We start from the raw sequence: 17,162 nt of genomic DNA, 5'->3' as shown, positions 1-17,162 counted from the left end.
ATATTTTGGTGTGATGTTTTGCTGTTCCAGATAATAATATAAGCACAACAAGCGATCCCGCCTATATGTCGTATCACAAATATTTTCCCGTTTAAATTCCTGACAAAATTTTTGAAAGAATTATCGATAGAAAAATATTTCAGATCCTGTCAAAAGTTTCTCTTAGAATTGCTTTAATAATGCCTAAAAGCCCCAATCCAATTCAAATCCTTCTTCCATCATATCAGGATCCCATGGATCGAAACGCAAATCTATAATGGCATCCATTGATAAAGCATCCATTGCAGTTTTTCTGACACTTTCAATCAACATTCCACCATATGGACAAAACGGTGTAGTTAAGATCATAGTTAGTACAATATGATCATCTTTTACCTCAACATTTCGTATTAAGCCAAGATCAATGACGCTATACCCAAGTTCCGGATCCAACACAGATCTTAATGCATCCTTCAGAAGATCTGCTTTTTCAGGATCAATAATTGAATATTCCCATTTAGGTGGATTTTTTTTTGCGATTACGTCGTCCATTATCATTCTCCTGAATTCTTTTTGTAAAGGAAATTTCGATTTTACTCATGTCTATCAGCCAGTGCTCCTAATTCTATCAATGCTCGGTAGATTATTTTCTCTCCTTTTGATTTAATAATGATCGTGTTGTCATTTAATCGTTGTTCGATCCATGGCGCTGTATCCTTAGAACTAAGTAATGCATTGATCCAGTTTGGATTATTTACAGTTACTAAAAGCGCATGAAATATTGTAGCCTGCGTATCGACTTTATCCCATTGATCGATTGCAATGAGCAGTTTTTGCGGAACCCCGCTTCCGATACTTCTTTTTAACAATCCAATGAACGAATTGACTGACAAACCGTTTTCTTTAGCCTGCCGTAATGAAAAAGGTGTGATAGAAAAAACACTTCTGGTAATTTCCAGTTTTGTCCATTCACAAAATCTTGAGATTTGGTACCGTAATAATCGTGGTGTACTATTTGTGAGAATAATTTTTCCATCGATCGATATTTTCGGGATATCTTTTTCGGTATTCTTAATTTTTAAAATCTTCTCTGAAATGGATTTTTTGTCCATTTCATCCAGGAAAATTCGTCCTATTCTAGTAATTCGAAAAGCGCTGATTTTCTGTTTCGATTCATTTTCGCTCTTCTCATGGAAGGCTATATCAACGATACCGAACCAATATAAAGGATAATGAAGCAGATATTGAAGATATTCCCCTTCAATACTTGCCCATTCATTAAAATTGTTACGAATAGTATTGCGAATTAACCAGGGTGAGTTTTCTCCATCTGGTCGAAGGAAATTGGGATTCGCTTTTCGTATAGAGGCTGAAAAGCCATCAAAGCTGCACCATTCATTTGAGGTTATTCTTTGCATTAAGGATAATACCGATTTTCGTATTTCTCGAGATGAATACTTTACCAGATCATCGATGAATAAATCTGTCGTTTCCCGCAAATCATCAATTTGATCAGAATTTTTCCAGCTCATCATCATTTGCAGAAGGGCTGCAATTCTGTTCATTTGAAGGAAGTTCTGGGCTTCCTCGAGATGGATGATTTCATTATTTTGAACAAGAGACATTTCTTCAAATATTCTCAAAACAAAATCTGTTTTTTCTTTTTGGAATACCGAATATAAATTTTGAATCGGTTTACCTGTTCGAATTGATGCAATCAGTAGACACCCCAAATCCAAAATTAAATCATTACCCCTTTGTACCAATACAACTTCATTAGGAGATGCCGGTCGGACGATTAATTCATTCTCGTCAACAATTCTTTCATTGAACGGGAAATATCTTGACAATATTTTGCGAATTTCATCTGGAAGATAAACATATTCATGAATTTCAACCTGTCCTGGCAAAGCCAGCATATTCATTTGAATCACACCGTGATACCAAAGCCATTCTGTAACAGAAATTGGAGATTCCCAGGGCTTTTCAAGCATTTTTCGCCTTTCTCCCATTACACGTATTTCGCCAAATTGTTCAAAAAAAATAGTAGATAAAATAAAACCATTTTGAGCAATCAGGTATGAGAGAACAGGTAACGTTTCAAAAGGCGCTTCAGCCAGCTTTTCGATTAAATTATTCTCAGTAACTATTTTGTGCAAAATGATTTCAGCAGCATCCTTTTTTGAATATGCAGTAATATCAAGTTGCCACAGATTACCGACAATCTGCAAGTAATGATCATCTTGCTGTATAAGACTTTTCAATAAAGAAGGCATGTCAATAAACTCAACAGGAATATAGTAATTTGATATACTGATTTGTTATGTAAATAAAGAAGAAAGAATTTGATGTTATGATGCGTTTACGCTAATTGCAAAAACATCACAACAACAAAGGGTCCCTCTTATTTTCGCCATGCTGGGAAGAATCATATCATCGTAAAAATGAAGATTTCCATATCACAGTTTGTTCTGCTGCTTTTCCGATGATAATCCAAGCATGAAAATAATCCTTTTTCTGTTCCCCAATTACTACCACATCCATCGGATCCTGAATAGGATAAACAGCAGTTGACCTATAAACAGGCAATGATATTGTATTCACTCTTTGATTGATCATCATCCAAACCATTCGTCCATAACCTGCTTCTCGTTTAATGGAAGAACTTGCTCCGGAATCTCCTTCATTTGCCGGATAATATCGAGGGTAAACGGCGCTCCCCTCAATTATTTTTAGTTTTCCTTCATTAATCATTTCAGCAATTGGCTGATTTGGCAAATTCTGCTGTAAATATGAAATACCTCTTTCTTTTAAATCCAATTGTTGAATTTTCAGAGTTGCATCATCATACCGATAGGGAATAAATCGATCCAGAAACGGGAGGATAAAACCAAACAAGAGGAAAGGTACCATCAGGAATACTATTGTCTTCTTTGAAAAATGTTCATGGCGCGTATCAGAAGCTATCTTCATAAGCCGTTTCAGTGAATCTCGCAAGTTTTCGAAATATAAACCAAGGAGCAAATAAAAAATCCCGACAATTCCGATGGCAAAGTAAAAATATCCGATCCAATCGACTGGCAGCAAAAAGCGAAATCCGGAATTCATTGCAAAGGATGTTCCTATATTATAGAAAATATGAATTCCCAAAGGCATCAATCCGGATAATCCCGATTTCACGGTAGCAAAACCTAGTCCCAAACAGATTATCAGACAATATACAGAAATTAGGATGCCATTCTCTGATAGTACCCCCTTAGAACTCTCGCGATACCAAAAGAGCGTAGGATCATGAAACCATGATTTAATACTGTCCGCATTCGTTTCCCGAGCAGGCATTACAAGTAAAGTTGAGACCTCATTATTTACAAAATGGGAGAAGATAGATGAAAGAATCTGTTTTGGATAGTTCAAAATTATATTAATGAAAGAACCCTTTACGATTTCATTTTCAAAATCATTATCAAATCGCGGAGTCTGGTTTATGGATCCTTCATACAATCTGTAGAGATAATTTATTTCTGAACTGCTATGATCCACTGTTGTATTTGGAAATAACTGACTGTGAATATTCCATGGCAAAATAATAAAACATATCCCTAACACGAACAAAACTGTTTCTTTGAAAAAAGATTTACTGGATTGTTTAGATGTTATCTTATTAAACAAACTCAATAGCAAGATCGCGGGAATAAGAATAGCTGATTGGGTTCTGATAAGCACTCCGACACCGCAGCACCCGCCTGTGATCAACGAAAAAAACAATTTTCGATTGTCGCTTTGAAACCATTTGATAGCTGCATAGACTGTGAAACTGATTATCAATGCCATCGGAAGATCTGACATCAGCAATCTGGAATTGGATACTTGAACAAAAGGTGTGATACGAATGGATTCCTTCTCTCTCCAGATACACCATATGGCAGCGAGCAAACCACTAAGAGGATGGTGTATATTCTTTCCAATCAGGTAAATCATCATTGGAAAGAGAGCAAGAATAATAATTTGCAGATTGGTCAAAAACATATAATCGTTTTGGGCTATGCAATGAAGTAACGAAAGAAATGCGATATATAACGGTCTTACAACAGTCATCCCATTTCGAAAACCATTTCCGATCAAAATGCTCTGCGCCAGTAAGTCATAATTTTCTGCATCCGAAGAAGGATAAAAATTGTAATTCGGCTGACGGAGAGCTGGCAAAAAATAGCTTCTTCCTTCAAAAGGAGTTCGAATCCAAAGCAACGCTGCTATAAACCATATACACAATGGAATCATGATTTCAATAATAATCGCAAACTGATTCCGTCTTTTTTCTGCAAATATGATTCTTTTCTGGAGACCGGCACCAACCAGAACCGATAAAAAAACAAAAAAAACAGGCAGAATAACTTGACCTTCTAAAAGAGAGACTCCCTGTCTGTAAAAAGTACCAGAAATTATGTTCAATCCAAATCCAAATTTCAACGCAATCCATAAAAAAGACAAAGAAAGAATAAAAAAAGCGACAGTGATAATCATCGCTTTTCTGGCTGGAAAGTAAAATCGACTTGTATTCATGCGTTTATATCGCCAAAAAAGTAAAATGAACATTTGCATTGAATAAAGTCCCATCCAGCGGAATATTGGAAGGAATCTATCGAAAATGGATCGAATCAATGGGATTTTTCCAATCGGAGACTGAATGATCAGAAAAACCGATATTGTGATCATTATAGCAATCACCGATGCCCAAAAAGAAAATCGTAATATTTTATTTTCATCAGAGAGTTTTAAATCAGGATTTTGTTTATACAACAAAGAAGAAAAAAAGAAACAAACACCAGAAAGTGATAATACAATTACAAATAGAATGAATCGATATTTAGAGAGTCCAAAGATACTGGGGACAGAGCTTTCGGATGGAAGCAAAAACATGGAAAAGCCAAAAATTACTCCCTCTATACCGGTTAAAAGCCAGAAAAGTATCCATTTATTTTTTATTTGATTAGGGATCATCATAAATGATTTGCTTTCAGAAATTGAGTCTTTTTTGATTCCAGGCATATAAATTGTACTTGAATTCTTCGGAAGATTTGTTTTTCAATCCAGTAATTCAAATTTTGTAATATTTCTTTTTAAAGTATAGGAAAAGAATTATTGCGTCTTTTGGCACCTGGAAATAAAACAAAAACGACAATCAAAAATTCTTCAATGCTTCAAATTGTTGAATTTGATTATATATATCATTCTTTTCATCTTTGTTTATGCTATAATTTTTTTTGGCTCAGGGAACAGAATGAATATTGACCCGCAAATATTAAATAATATAATTTTAATCGCAACATCATTAGGTGTCTCGTTTATTGTCGCCTTATGGATGAGTATCATTTTCTGGGTTATCCGAGATATTCGTTCCCGATCACGCGATCCGTTTGTGGGATTGCTTTCGTTTTTATTAGTCATTATTTTACCGATTTTTGGAATCTTCATCTATTGGATCATTCGGCCGAATCAAACAATCGAGCAAAAATATCAAACAGCTTTGGAAGAAGAAGCTTTATTAAAAGAATTAGAAAAAAAGCAGAATTGTCCGGGATGTGGACGAATGATTGAAGATGATTGGATTCTATGTCCATCATGCCATACGCGGATTAAAAAAATCTGCATTTCCTGCGGGAAAATACTTGAGCTTCCATGGAACTTATGCCCGTTTTGTGGAAATCCACAACAAAAAGTATACAAAACGGATAAAGCCCAGGCGAATTTATATCAACTTGATAAAAAGGATTGAATCTTCTGTGAAAATATACACAATGATTAATCAAAAAGGTGGCGTGGGAAAAACCACGACAGCAATCAATTTAGGCGCCTCGCTTGCTTCTTATGGCCAAAAAATTCTTGTTATCGATATGGATCCTCAGGCAAATGCTACTTCATCAATTGGTTTGGATAAAAATGAAATAAAAAAAGGGACTTACGAAGTTCTCATAGGATCAGCGCCAATCAGCCCGCAAATCATTCGAAACAATGAATTTCATATTTCTATCCTCCCATCTTCTCCAGCATTGTCAGGAGCTGAAATTGAATTAATTGATTTTGACCATCGTGAGAGTTTGTTAAAAAATGCGATTGATCAAATTGCAGTCCAATATGACTACATCATAATTGATTGTCCGCCCTCATTAAGCCTCCTAACAATCAACGCCTTGGTTGCTGCCAAAGATGGCGTAATTATTCCAGTTCAATGCGAATACCTTGCGTTGGAAGGCCTTGGACAATTAACTTCGACAATTAACCAGGTTAAAAAAACTTTCCCATCCGTCAATGTCAGAGGCGTTGTACTGACAATGTTTGATGGAAGAACTCGTTTGGCAATTGATGTTGTAAATGAGGTTCGAAAGTTTTTCCCTGATAAAGTTTTTGAAAGCATTATCCCAAGAAGCATCCGTTTAGCTGAAGCTCCTTCTTATGGACAGCCGATCAATTTCTACTCAAAAGAAAGTAATGCCTGTAAAGCTTATAACGAGTTAGCGAAAGAAATTTTGATCCAAGATGGTATCCAAATTTCGAGTTAAAGAAATATGGAAGGATTATTAAGATGAATGCACAAAGAAGAGCTGGATTAGGCCGCGGATTGGGAGCTTTACTGCCATCGTCTGAACCTTCAGTATCGCAAGAAGCTGCTAATATGGTTCCAGTAAGTGCTATCGCGTCAAATCCTCATCAACCACGCACAGATTTTAAGAATGAAGAATTAGAAGAACTTGCTGATTCCATTCGCGAACATGGAATCATTCAACCATTAATTGTGACACAAGAAGCGGAAGGTAACTATACATTAATAGCTGGAGAGAGAAGATTAAAAGCTGCGCAAATGGCTGGTTTATCGATGGTTCCTGTAATTATCCGTCAGGCAACCGATCGAGAATTGCTTGAACTGGCATTAATCGAAAACGTTCAAAGAGAAGATCTGTCTCCTCTTGAAACTGCCGAAGCTTATAAAAATCTCGAGGAAAATTTTGAATTAACTCACGAAGAAATTTCTCGAAGAGTCGGTAAAAACCGAGTTTCAATTACAAATACACTACGCTTATTAAAATTACCTGAAAGCGTCCGTAGCGCGCTGGCTAATCGTTCCATTACTGAAGGGCATGCGCGTGCTCTGTTGGCATTACCAAGTGAACAAGCACAATACTCTGTCTTGCAAATGATTATCAAGCAGAATCTGAATGTCCGCCAAACTGAGGAAATTGTTCGGAAACTCTCTGGTGAAAAAGCCAAAGAAAAAAGAAATATCAAACCAGTCATAGCTGAATTGAAAGAAATTGAAGATCGCTTAATGCAATTAATGGGGACGAAAGTCACAGTTCATCCCGGGAAAAAAGGTGGTTCCATTACCATTTATTACTACTCCAATGATGACTTAGAAGACTTAGTCACCCGATTTTCAAGATAGCCGGTTTCATGGATATGCGAATTTTTACATTATCAAGTCATGACAAGGAAAAGCTTGAGGAATTAATTCTTCAAGCTTTTTTCATCCAGGAACATTTAGATTGGCTAAATATGGATGATGTTCTGAATACCGGATACTGTTATATGCTAATGGAACAAAGTCATCCGACAGCAGCTTTAGGACTTATTGAAAATTCGCCCGGAATTTTTTGGATCCAATTTTTTTATTCAATAAATCCTGATGAAAAAATTGAAGAACGATGGAACCTGTTGTATTCTTATGCATTTTCCCAACTGCATCTTATCCAGCCTGTTATCGCCTCTATTCCAACAACAAATCGATTTGAAAAAATACTTTTCTCAAATGGGTTTCGCATATTCGAAAATTTTATCCTGCTTAAATGCCATCGCTCTAATGACTGTACATCTATTAATCTGTTGCCTTCAATATCTATACGAAATATGCGCTTAGATGACATTGATTCTGTTTCATCACTTTGTGATCTGTCATTCCCGCCATTATGGAAGCTTTCCAGAAAAAATATTCTTAATGCTTTCGAACAGTCTGATTTCGCCATTGTTGCCGAAAATAATACTGATGAGATTGTTGGGTATTTGCTCGCTGTTGCAGAAAATCATTCGGCACACTTATCAAGAATTGCTGTTAATCCCGCTTTTCAGAAATCAGGTCTTGGCTTTACCATGATTAATCTTTTTTTTACCCATTATCAGAAGTTAAATATTATGGATTTTTCAGTGAATACACAATCTAAAAATCAGGCTGCGATTGCATTATATGAAAAAGCCGGTTTTGAAAAAACCGGCGATTCATATCCTGTTTATTTACTCAGCTCAAATAATTCCTATTAAAATCGTGCAACCAGCCAAACTAATATCGGTGTTATAACTAAAGCGGGGATCATGCTGGATACGCGAATTTTTTTAATATTCATCATGCTAGATAAAGCAATCGCTCCAAGCATAATTCCTCCTGTTGCACTCATTTCTGCAATCATTGAATCGGTCATCACAGCTTGAGCATTTCCGGCCAATAAACTGATCAGTCCCTGATATACAAATATCGGAATTGCAGAAAAAGCGACTCCAAATCCAAGTGTTGAAGCAAACACAATGGAAGTAATCCCATCCAAAATTGATTTGATTGCGAGCAGGTTATAATCCCCGGTCAATCCATCTTGTATAGATCCAAGTATACTGACAGGACCAATTCCAAAAAGCAATGTCGCTGTTAAAAAAGCTTGAATAAATCGTTCTTTCCCACCGCTTCGTTCTTTTCCAAATACTTTTTCAGAGAATTGTTGAAAACTCCCGCCAAGTTGTTCAAGTGCTTTTTCAATGTTCCACCATTCCCCGAGGCATGTACCAATGACTAAGCCGATCAGACTGATCGTACTGTTTTCAGATTTTAAGAACATGCTGCAGCCTAAAAATAAAGTGAATATTCCGATTCCGGCTACGATTGTATTTTTTAGATTTTCATTGAATTTTTTACCTAATAACAAACCAATAATCGTCCCTAAGATTATCGCAACAACATTAAGAATTGTCCCAGTCATATAAATTTGCGGAATCGTCAAAGAGAAATCTTTTTTCTGCTTTGATGCTTGTTCCTTACTCTTCTCCTAAATTATTTTCTTTAAATTCATCACTAAGCGTTGTTCGTGAAACAATATACCAGGATTCAATGTTCTGAAATCGATCTGAAGTCCGATATAAAGGTCCTACACTGACCCCTTTTACTTTCGAATTAATTGCGAAATTATACACTGGATTATAGAGGGGTAATGCCGGAAGCTCTTCTGCAAATACCACCTGGAAATTACGATATAATCGTTCACGTTCTGCCTGATTAATTTCAACCCGGCCTGCTTCCAAATATTGACTAACGACACGATGATTCCATTGTGAATAATTTTGTCCATTTGAAATTTGTGTTTGATCCCAAAACGGATATGGATCAGGATCAGGGGCGTTGGATATATTCAGATCCACTAAAGCGGCTTCATATTCCCTTTTTTCTAATCTCGTATTAATTAATTCATCGTAAGGAACTGCTTCAAGATTTACAAGAATATTGATCAATGCCCAATCCTGCTGAATCATTTCAGCGACCTTCCGATGTATATCATCATCCGGATACAATAACGTAAAGTTGAGTGTGATACCATCTTTCGATCGAACTTGATCTTGTTCATTCGCAAGAATGTACCCTGCTGATTTCAACAATTCACGCGCTTTATAGGAATCATATTCAACTTTGGGTATTCCGCTGTAATAAGCCCAATTCCCAGTTAGAATCGGTCCATTGGAAATAAGCGCTTGGCCTTTCATAACAGACTGAACCATTTTTACACGATTCAATCCCATTAATAATGCTCGCCTTAGTTTAACATCCTGAAAAAATTTTACAGTCGTATTGTCAAGGTTGAATAGTATCATTGACTGCATGGGAAGTCGGGACGTATATAACGACAGATTCGGTTCTGTCAGCACCGAAGAAAGAATATCATCTGAGATGTAACTGATCCCGTCAATAATATTTTGCTGATATGCCTGAAATGCCAGAATACTATCCTGGTAATATGTAAATTGAATTTCATCCAGGAAGGGTTTTGTTCCAAAATAGGTGGAATTATTTTTAAGAACGATTCCAGATATACTAGAACCATTCAATGTCAATTTATCCAGACGAAAAGGGCCGCTGCCTACTGGTTGTATATTCAATTTAGATTCAACCATATCAGCAAAAGTCATATTTCCCCAAATATGTCTCGGAAGAATTCCAACGCTCAGATAATCTAAAAACGGAGCGTAAGCCTCTTCCAGAACAAACTGAACTGTCTGCTTATCTAAAGCCTTTACTTCAATCTTCTCCCAGAAAGAGATTAAATCATCGGGAAGGTATCCTTTCCCTTGTTTTAACATATTAAATGTAAAAACGATATCTTCCGCAACTACAGGTTGTCCATCATGCCATTTCGCATTTGGATTTAAAGCAAAATTATAAATTTTCCCGTCCATTGAAATACCCCAAGAAGTAGCAAGATCTTTCATTGGAAGACCACGGGAATCAAATCGAATCAGACCACTGTAAATCAGACGACAGACATCTTGATCCGCATGATTGTAATAGGAGAGTAAAGGATTCAGTCGCTGAAGCGTTCCAACCAGACCTTCCTTATAGATACCTCCTCTTGTGGGTTGCGATTCAAAAATCTGGATTGGGCCTGTGGTGGTATCACTTAATAGCAAAATCCCGACAACCAAACCGGTAAGGAATATGATAATTAATTGCCATCGCAGTTTTTTCATGTTTCTAATTCTAATAGCTTATAAGCATAAATGAAAGGTACGTCAATAAATCGAAATATGAGAAAGAATCTATAATTGAGATATTTATATTTGATGCTTAAAACATCACCTCAATTAGTTTTTCGGATTGATTTGAATAGAAAGTTCATATTCCGAATTGTTGACGACGTAATCGAAAACCAAGCATTTTTTATTTTAATTAAATAAAATAAAAAAGAGCTTCTGCAATAGAAGCTCCCCTTTTTCCATTTTTGATCGTTTAGAAAATTAATACGCTAGTTACAACCAGGACAACTAATAACGCACTAAATCCAATTGTCACATAAAACAGGATCTTTTCTACACCGCGGCGGGCGGAAAAAATCGCTCCGGGCTCGCTTCCAGCAAGACTACCCATTCCAACTCCACGATTTTGCAAAACCACACAAATAACAGTTGCAATTGATGTTATGATAAGCGCGATATCAAAAAAAGTTTTCATCCATTCCCTCCACAATTCTTTAGCGTTGTGATTATACTCTGTTTCTACCAAAACAGTCAACAATTCTTACAGTAATTCGAAATACAGATTTGCTTGGTGAGACAAGCGGAAAAATTGAGTGTCTGTGAGATAGCTTTGCGCTTCGCAAAATAACATCACAACGACATTAAATTCTCCGCATATTTCGAATTACTACAATTCTTACAACTGATCAATAATTCCTTCATAACAATTTTATAATTAATAGCAATAATTTAATGATGGCCAGAATAATCCTGAAAAACCGGTGATTTGAAATATCGGAAGGATGAATAATTAATGTGTGGTTTTGCGCTTTGAGCAAAGCCACACATTAATAAAATTTATCTGTTTTTTCAGATAAATTATATATATTTTGAAATTCTGATTTAAAAACGAAAACCATGGAAGAAATTACCGTTAACTTACATAATCACTCGAACATGTCAGATGGAAGTGGAACTTTTTATGAAATCGCACAAGCCGGACTTGATGCCGGTATAGATGTTATCGTCACCACGGATCATAATATTTATATTCAGGATAATGACAAGTATTATTATCGAGATGGGAAGAGAGTTCTTTTATTGACCGGCGAAGAAATCCATAACCCTAAAAATCCTCATCAAAATCACCTATTAATATTGAACTATGGAAAAGAAGCATCATCCCGCTCATCTGATCTGCAAGACTTAATCGACGACGTAAACAAAACACAGTCCATCAGCATTCTTGCCCATCCTTTTGATCAAGGTTTATCTCTTTTACGAGAACCCTCAATCCCGTGGACAAACTGGGAAATTAAGAATTTCACAGGGTTGGAGATTTTCAATCTGTCATCAGAATTCAAAAAACAATCCCATAATATTTTTCAAATAGTAAAAAATGCATTAGATCAAAAATCGTTTCCCGTAGGGCCTGATGAAAACAGTATCATAAAATGGGACGAATTATTATGCAAAGGAATTGCTGTAAACGCTTATTCAGCTTCAGACGCACACCAAAAAGTCAGGAGAATTGGCCCATTCCGTTTAATCACTTTCCCATATGCTTTCCATTTTTCAGCGCTTAATAACCATCTTTATGTTCCTGAAAAGTTAAGCGGTAATCTTCTGAAAGACAAAGAGTTGATTTACAATTCACTCAGGATTGGTCGATCGTTTGTCGGATTTGATCTTGTAGCTCCGACTACTGGTTTTCGATTTTTTGCAGAAGGTGAAAACAGAAAAGCCTGGCCGGGAGAACGGATGTCAATTCGTAATGGAGTGACCATTAAAATTGATATTCCACAGGAATCCATTTGCAGATTAATCCATAATGGGAATGTTGTGCGCCAATGGGAAAAAATAAAATCTGTTCCAGTAAACATTACGGAAACCGGTTATTATCGTGTGGAATGCTATTTGCCCTATCGTCATAAACTGCGGGGTTGGATCTACTCGAATCCAATCTATTTATTAAAAGGATGATTCTGAATATGACGATTCAAAATAATGTCACGCGGTTTTTGGTGTCTCAGAAAATTGAATTTATGGCACTCGAGTCAGAAAGTATAAAAAGAAGTGCGCAAGAGACAGCGAATTTGTTTCACCTGGATCCTAACATCGTTTATAAAACCATTGTTGTGTGCCGATTCAACTCAGGGAAGAATCTATTAATCGTAACACCAGGTCCATTAGAGGTTGATTTAAAAAAAGTGGCAGCATTGATTCATGAGAAAAAAGTTCGAATTCCAACCCAAAATGAAGCAGAAGCCATCACAAAACTACAGGCAGGAGGAATATCTCCAATCGCTCTATTGAATCATGGCTTTGAAATTTTCATCCATCAAACAATAAAAAATCAATCAAAAATCGCGATATCTGGAGGACAACGTGGATTAACAATCCTCCTGTCAGCAAATGACTTTTTGCGCATTACCAAAGCGAAAATTGCTGATGTCGCTTCTCCTAATCAGAAAGACAATTCAGATCTATGAAAAAGATCCTATTATCACGGTCTTTCTTTATAGCAGAAATTTTGCTAATTTTAGCCTTGTTCGGAATTTGGTTTTCGGCTACTTTACCGGGTTTTTATAATAAAATCAACGCAGTAGGATATGCCTTTTGTCATCAATTCAAGGAAAGATCATTTCTGATAGATGATATGCAATTTGCTTTTTGCCATCGATGTACAGGACAGTTGCTTGGGATCTTTTTTGCATGGATGTGGCAGATCCCGTTGGGAAAATATCGGAAAGTATTTTCTTTTCCAAAATTAGTATTCATCATTTTTAGTGTTTTATTTTTTCTCATTGATGTCATCAATGGAACAATCCTGTTCAATTTTTTCCCTGACAAAAGCTTCTATGAGCCATCCGCAGTGATTCGATTTATCAGCGGCTTATTTGTTGGAACATCCTGCTCATTTCTGATCTTTCCGATTTTCAATAATGTCTTTTGGAATCAAGGGGAAGTAACTGTTCAACCAGTAAGAACCAAATGGCTCTTATTCGGTTTATTCTCATCTGAATTTTTAGTTCTTTTCCTTTTATTTTCAAAAAACCAAGTCATTCTGACAATCATTGATGCGGTTGCGGTGTTTACAGCAATCCTGTTTTTAGGATTACTTTATTCCATCCTGATTCTGCTCTTAATTCGTTTAGAAATTCAATTCTCTTCGCTATGGGAAGGGAAAAATGTGCTATTGGCAGGAATCATTGTCGCAATTATTCAAATTCTAATTATCAGTACCATTCGATTTCGATTGACAGGTGTATGGTATTGGGCTGTAATTCAAAGTATTGCCTTACTATTCGAATAAAGAGAGAAAAGCCAATTGGAGTAATGCTTTTGTCTGAAGAGCAAAAATCATCACTACAACAAATAATCTTTCTCATTCAAAATCGCAACAATTTCAGGTTTTACAGCTTTTACTGCAAAAATCATCACTACAACAAATAATCTTTCTCATATTTTCGATGATTGGATACTGGTCATCTTGAATCCTTCAAAGAAAGAAATGAAGATTTTCATTCCGATAACCGATTTTCACCTTCTGGTTAATAGGAAAAGACTTAATACTATGAAAAGTAAATTCTTCCTTTTCCTCAATCAGGATTTTCAACTCATATTCGTAACCGCGAAAAATATTTTGAATCACCGTTCCGTTGAGATAGTTTATATCCTCGTGAAGTTCCTGATTAATAACACCGTCCTGGAAGAAAATATGCACAAGCTGGCCTCTTTTTGATGGAATATGAGTTGGAAGCGTAAAATTGTATTCGGCATGCGGGAATAATATTCGAACAGAGCCTTCACCAGTGTCTTCTCCATCAAGAATATTATTTAAACCGAAAAAATTAGCTGTCCACAAGGATTCCGGATTTCGATATACTTTATCCGGTTCACCAAATTGGATGATGATTCCTTGATTTAATAATGCAACTTTATCAGCGAGGAAAAAAGCTTCTTCTTGATCATGGGTTACATATATCGCCGGTATGCCATTTTCTCCCAAAATACTACGCAACTCCTCCAACAGCGTTATTCTCAATGTGTGATCCAGTGCACCTAACGGTTCATCCAGCATAAGCAAACCTGGTTGTGGCGCAATCGCACGGGCTAATGCTACGCGTTGTTGTTCTCCTCCGGATAATTCTGTCACTTTTCGATCAGCAAAAGATAACATTCCGACCTGTTTCAAGCATAATTCCACTCTTTTATGAATTGCTGCTTTTGGTAATCTTTGCATTTTTAATCCGAATGCAATATTTTCATATACATTCTGATGTGGAAACAGTGCATAATCTTGAAACATCAAGCCAAAATTTCTTTTATGAGCAGGAACTTCTGATAAATTCAAATCATTCCATCGGATTTCGCCACTGAGGGGCTTAACCAGACCGGCAATGATACGCAATATTGTGCTTTTACCACTTCCGCTCGGCCCAAGCAAACCAACGACTTCATGCTCACCTACAGAAAGATTGATACCATTCAGCAGCGGCTTTTCATCATATTGATAATAAACGTTTGTTAATTTAAGCATTTTTCCGATCCATCGATTCCATTTCGTCTCAGATTATAAATCGAAAAAATCAGGTGGAGTTGTTGGTATAAATTCTGTGTATGAAACATGATAAAACAACAATAACGAGCTGATTCCCTTTTCACTATTTTTGTTTATTCTTTTTGATCGACAACTGCAATCATGATCAGACAGAAAGTCATCAATATTGAAGCCATTGCCATGGCTTGCCCATAATTCATTAACCCGGGTTGACCTAAAAATCGATAGATTGCAATAGGGATTGTTGGTCTGTCCGGACGTGTTATGAAAGATGTTGCTCCAAATTCACCAAGCGAAATGGTGAACGCAAAAATAAATCCATTAATCAATTCTCGAAATATAATGGGGAAATCAATTTTTAAGAAAACTTGAATTGGCGACGCGCCTAGAATCGCGGCTGATTGTCTCAAAGAATTTGGAATATTAAATATTGCAGGTTTGATCGATCGTATGACAAATGGCAAAGCTATAAGGCTGTGAGCGAAGGGTATCAACCAGGCTTTTTGTATATCACGGCCAAAATACAATAAATATCCTAATCCAAGCGTTACTGCTGAAGTACCGATTGGTATCATAAAAACCGATTCTAGTTTCCCTGTCCACGGATAGCGATTTTCTCCGACAACGATGAATAAAGAAATGATCAAAGAAATTCCAGATGCGGCAACCGCTATACTCAAAGAATTAAGGATTGCTTTTATTGGCGGTACAAAAAAGATTGAATTTCTTTCATTAATAAAAAGCTGTTGATAATAAATCGATGTCCATCCCGGTGATAAAGCAGTACGGCTGCTTTCTGATGGAAAGATATACAAAGATCGGAAAAAAAGCGCTAATATGGGGGATAACAAAAAAATAATCTGAAAGAAAAGAATTAGAAAGATTAATATTCTTTCCAACCCTAATTCCGGTTTTCGCATATTTTCACCGGAGATTCTTGGCGCACGGTTAATAAGAATAATTTGGGAAAGCCGCTTATCAATGAGTGTCACCGCGATCGTAATTACGATCTGTAAAATCGAGAGAATACCTGATAGCGGAAGATTCAACATTTGAAGCGCCTGATAATAAATTTCGACTTCGATCGTTCGAAATTTTGGCCCTCCCAATAAAAAAACGACCCCGTAGCTGGTAAAATCAAATAAAAAAATCAACAGACATGCTGATAAAATAGCCGGTTTCAGTTGCGGGAATACGACCCGAAAAAAGACTTGTAATGGTGACGCGCCTAAAGTTTTTGCTGCATCTTCAAGTCTTGCATCAATTTGTGACCACGAATTCCCAATGACACGAATCACTACAGATGTGTTATAGAAAACATGCGCAAGAAGAATGATCCAGATTGTATTCATCAATTGAACCGCCGGTTTGGTTGAACCGGTCATTGACATCCAGACCATATTGATAAATCCCCTCGGACCTAACAGCGCATTGAATGCAGAGGCGGTCACAACAGTCGGAAGAATAAAAGGGATAGTGAATAGCGCATTGAGTATCTTTTTTCCGGGGAAAGTAAACCGTGAAAAAATCCATGCAGCAGGAAATCCAGCGAGTAATGTCAATAATGTCGAAACAATTGCCTGCCATAACGTGAACCAAAAAACATTTCCTATATTTTGCCAGTTAATGGATAATTCTCTGGATAAAAATTGAAACGCATTCTTAAAAATCGAAAATAACGGGAAAAAATAGAGTTCAATAAAAAAAATCAGAGGGATTACAAAAAATAGCGATCCAATATAATAGTTGGTTTTGACAGTTTTTCTCAAGGTAATTTCCTAATTTCTTTTGATTATAGCATTGAGAACACCATTAAACAGCAATTCAAATTTGGGAGTGTATCAATGTTCTCAATTACTTTATT

The 17,162-nt window shown here is 36.4% G+C and carries 16 protein-coding genes; 8 read left to right on the top strand and 8 right to left on the bottom strand.

Annotation, left to right across the window (positions count from 1 at the left end):
* Positions 1 to 183: 183 nt before the first annotated feature.
* The 3 genes from ATC1_RS11570 to ATC1_RS11560 all read right to left on the bottom strand — a co-directional run bounded on the left by ATC1_RS11570 (position 184) and on the right by ATC1_RS11560 (position 4,539).
* Entirely contained in the window at positions 184 to 531 is a 348-nt protein-coding gene (locus ATC1_RS11570; RefSeq protein WP_062282219.1) for a metal-sulfur cluster assembly factor, read from the bottom strand.
* A gap of 41 nt (positions 532 to 572) precedes the next feature.
* Positions 573 to 2,255 carry a hypothetical protein gene (locus tag ATC1_RS11565; RefSeq protein WP_062282218.1) on the bottom strand — a complete coding sequence of 561 codons (1,683 nt, stop codon included), beginning with the start codon at positions 2,253 to 2,255 and terminating at the stop codon, positions 573 to 575.
* A 157-nt stretch (positions 2,256 to 2,412) separates the two neighbouring features.
* Complete coding sequence (locus ATC1_RS11560) at positions 2,413 to 4,539, bottom strand: glycosyltransferase family 39 protein (protein WP_152024307.1); 2,127 nt, start codon at positions 4,537 to 4,539, stop codon at positions 2,413 to 2,415.
* Positions 4,540 to 4,663: 124 nt separating this feature from the next.
* Between ATC1_RS11560 and ATC1_RS14745 the strand changes: the two genes are divergently transcribed.
* The 5 genes from ATC1_RS14745 to ATC1_RS11540 all read left to right on the top strand — a co-directional run bounded on the left by ATC1_RS14745 (position 4,664) and on the right by ATC1_RS11540 (position 8,286).
* A complete protein-coding gene (locus ATC1_RS14745; protein WP_152024306.1) occupies positions 4,664 to 4,966 on the top strand; it encodes a hypothetical protein in 303 nt (100 codons plus the stop codon).
* 291 nt (positions 4,967 to 5,257) lie between these two features.
* Complete coding sequence (locus tag ATC1_RS11555) at positions 5,258 to 5,752, top strand: double zinc ribbon domain-containing protein (RefSeq protein WP_062282211.1); 495 nt, start codon at positions 5,258 to 5,260, stop codon at positions 5,750 to 5,752.
* Between the two features lie 22 nt (positions 5,753 to 5,774).
* On the top strand, positions 5,775 to 6,536 hold the full coding sequence (locus ATC1_RS11550; RefSeq protein ID WP_062282208.1) for a ParA family protein: 762 nt from the start codon (positions 5,775 to 5,777) through the stop codon (positions 6,534 to 6,536).
* 23 nt (positions 6,537 to 6,559) lie between these two features.
* A complete protein-coding gene (locus ATC1_RS11545) occupies positions 6,560 to 7,417 on the top strand; it encodes a ParB/RepB/Spo0J family partition protein (RefSeq protein WP_062282205.1) in 858 nt (285 codons plus the stop codon).
* 8 nt (positions 7,418 to 7,425) lie between these two features.
* Positions 7,426 to 8,286 carry a GNAT family N-acetyltransferase gene (locus ATC1_RS11540; RefSeq protein WP_062282202.1) on the top strand — a complete coding sequence of 287 codons (861 nt, stop codon included), beginning with the start codon at positions 7,426 to 7,428 and terminating at the stop codon, positions 8,284 to 8,286.
* Here the strand turns inward: ATC1_RS11540 and ATC1_RS11535 are convergent.
* The 3 genes from ATC1_RS11535 to ATC1_RS11525 form a co-directional block, all read right to left on the bottom strand.
* Positions 8,283 to 8,993, bottom strand: a complete 711-nt coding sequence (locus ATC1_RS11535) for a DUF554 domain-containing protein (RefSeq protein ID WP_062284119.1) — start codon at positions 8,991 to 8,993, stop codon at positions 8,283 to 8,285. The two genes, ATC1_RS11540 and ATC1_RS11535, sit on opposite strands and share 4 nt — an antisense overlap.
* A gap of 55 nt (positions 8,994 to 9,048) precedes the next feature.
* On the bottom strand, positions 9,049 to 10,749 hold the full coding sequence (locus ATC1_RS11530; RefSeq protein WP_062282199.1) for an ABC transporter substrate-binding protein: 1,701 nt from the start codon (positions 10,747 to 10,749) through the stop codon (positions 9,049 to 9,051).
* Between the two features lie 259 nt (positions 10,750 to 11,008).
* On the bottom strand, positions 11,009 to 11,230 hold the full coding sequence (locus ATC1_RS11525; RefSeq protein ID WP_062282196.1) for a preprotein translocase subunit SecG: 222 nt from the start codon (positions 11,228 to 11,230) through the stop codon (positions 11,009 to 11,011).
* A 422-nt stretch (positions 11,231 to 11,652) separates the two neighbouring features.
* Here ATC1_RS11525 and ATC1_RS11520 point away from each other — a divergent pair, with 422 nt between their 5' ends.
* From ATC1_RS11520 to ATC1_RS11510, 3 genes are read left to right on the top strand one after another with little or no spacing between them, the layout of a single operon-like run.
* The gene (locus ATC1_RS11520; RefSeq protein WP_152024305.1) at positions 11,653 to 12,717 is read left to right on the top strand and encodes a CehA/McbA family metallohydrolase; all 1,065 of its coding nucleotides are present in this window, start codon (positions 11,653 to 11,655) and stop codon (positions 12,715 to 12,717) included.
* An 8-nt stretch (positions 12,718 to 12,725) separates the two neighbouring features.
* A complete protein-coding gene (locus ATC1_RS11515) occupies positions 12,726 to 13,226 on the top strand; it encodes an aminoacyl-tRNA deacylase (protein WP_172667780.1) in 501 nt (166 codons plus the stop codon).
* Positions 13,223 to 14,050 (top strand): DUF2085 domain-containing protein, encoded by an 828-nt coding sequence (locus ATC1_RS11510; protein ID WP_062282183.1) that lies wholly within the window; start codon positions 13,223 to 13,225, stop codon positions 14,048 to 14,050. Before ATC1_RS11515 ends, ATC1_RS11510 begins: the two co-directional genes overlap by 4 nt.
* A gap of 186 nt (positions 14,051 to 14,236) precedes the next feature.
* Here ATC1_RS11510 and ATC1_RS11505 read toward each other — a convergent pair whose 3' ends face one another.
* Both ATC1_RS11505 and ATC1_RS11500 read right to left on the bottom strand, forming a co-directional pair.
* A complete protein-coding gene (locus tag ATC1_RS11505) occupies positions 14,237 to 15,277 on the bottom strand; it encodes an ABC transporter ATP-binding protein (protein WP_062282180.1) in 1,041 nt (346 codons plus the stop codon).
* 134 nt (positions 15,278 to 15,411) lie between these two features.
* On the bottom strand, positions 15,412 to 17,067 hold the full coding sequence (locus ATC1_RS11500) for an ABC transporter permease (RefSeq protein WP_062282177.1): 1,656 nt from the start codon (positions 17,065 to 17,067) through the stop codon (positions 15,412 to 15,414).
* Between the last annotated feature and the right edge of the window lie 95 nt (positions 17,068 to 17,162).

It is taken from the genome of Flexilinea flocculi (genome assembly GCF_001192795.1).
GTDB lineage: Bacteria > Chloroflexota > Anaerolineae > Anaerolineales > Anaerolineaceae > Flexilinea > Flexilinea flocculi.
This window is presented reverse-complemented; position numbering and strand designations above follow the sequence as displayed.

What these genes read in the sequence shown, in the direction of transcription:
- ATC1_RS11555 (WP_062282211.1), top strand. Translation starts at nt 5,258, where the DNA reads ATGAATATTGACCCGCAAATATTAAATAATATAATTTTAATCGCAACA.
- ATC1_RS11545 (WP_062282205.1), top strand. Translation starts at nt 6,560, where the DNA reads ATGAATGCACAAAGAAGAGCTGGATTAGGCCGCGGATTGGGAGCTTTA.
- ATC1_RS11515 (WP_172667780.1), top strand. Translation starts at nt 12,726, where the DNA reads ATGACGATTCAAAATAATGTCACGCGGTTTTTGGTGTCTCAGAAAATT.
- ATC1_RS11540 (WP_062282202.1), top strand. Translation starts at nt 7,426, where the DNA reads ATGGATATGCGAATTTTTACATTATCAAGTCATGACAAGGAAAAGCTT.
- ATC1_RS11520 (WP_152024305.1), top strand. Translation starts at nt 11,653, where the DNA reads ATGGAAGAAATTACCGTTAACTTACATAATCACTCGAACATGTCAGAT.
- ATC1_RS11505 (WP_062282180.1), bottom strand. Translation starts at nt 15,277, where the DNA reads ATGCTTAAATTAACAAACGTTTATTATCAATATGATGAAAAGCCGCTG.
- ATC1_RS11525 (WP_062282196.1), bottom strand. Translation starts at nt 11,230, where the DNA reads ATGAAAACTTTTTTTGATATCGCGCTTATCATAACATCAATTGCAACT.
- ATC1_RS11570 (WP_062282219.1), bottom strand. Translation starts at nt 531, where the DNA reads ATGGACGACGTAATCGCAAAAAAAAATCCACCTAAATGGGAATATTCA.
- ATC1_RS11550 (WP_062282208.1), top strand. Translation starts at nt 5,775, where the DNA reads ATGATTAATCAAAAAGGTGGCGTGGGAAAAACCACGACAGCAATCAAT.
- ATC1_RS11560 (WP_152024307.1), bottom strand. Translation starts at nt 4,539, where the DNA reads ATGAATACAAGTCGATTTTACTTTCCAGCCAGAAAAGCGATGATTATC.
- ATC1_RS11565 (WP_062282218.1), bottom strand. Translation starts at nt 2,255, where the DNA reads ATGCCTTCTTTATTGAAAAGTCTTATACAGCAAGATGATCATTACTTG.
- ATC1_RS11510 (WP_062282183.1), top strand. Translation starts at nt 13,223, where the DNA reads ATGAAAAAGATCCTATTATCACGGTCTTTCTTTATAGCAGAAATTTTG.
- ATC1_RS14745 (WP_152024306.1), top strand. Translation starts at nt 4,664, where the DNA reads ATGATCAGAAAAACCGATATTGTGATCATTATAGCAATCACCGATGCC.
- ATC1_RS11530 (WP_062282199.1), bottom strand. Translation starts at nt 10,749, where the DNA reads ATGAAAAAACTGCGATGGCAATTAATTATCATATTCCTTACCGGTTTG.
- ATC1_RS11535 (WP_062284119.1), bottom strand. Translation starts at nt 8,993, where the DNA reads ATGACTGGGACAATTCTTAATGTTGTTGCGATAATCTTAGGGACGATT.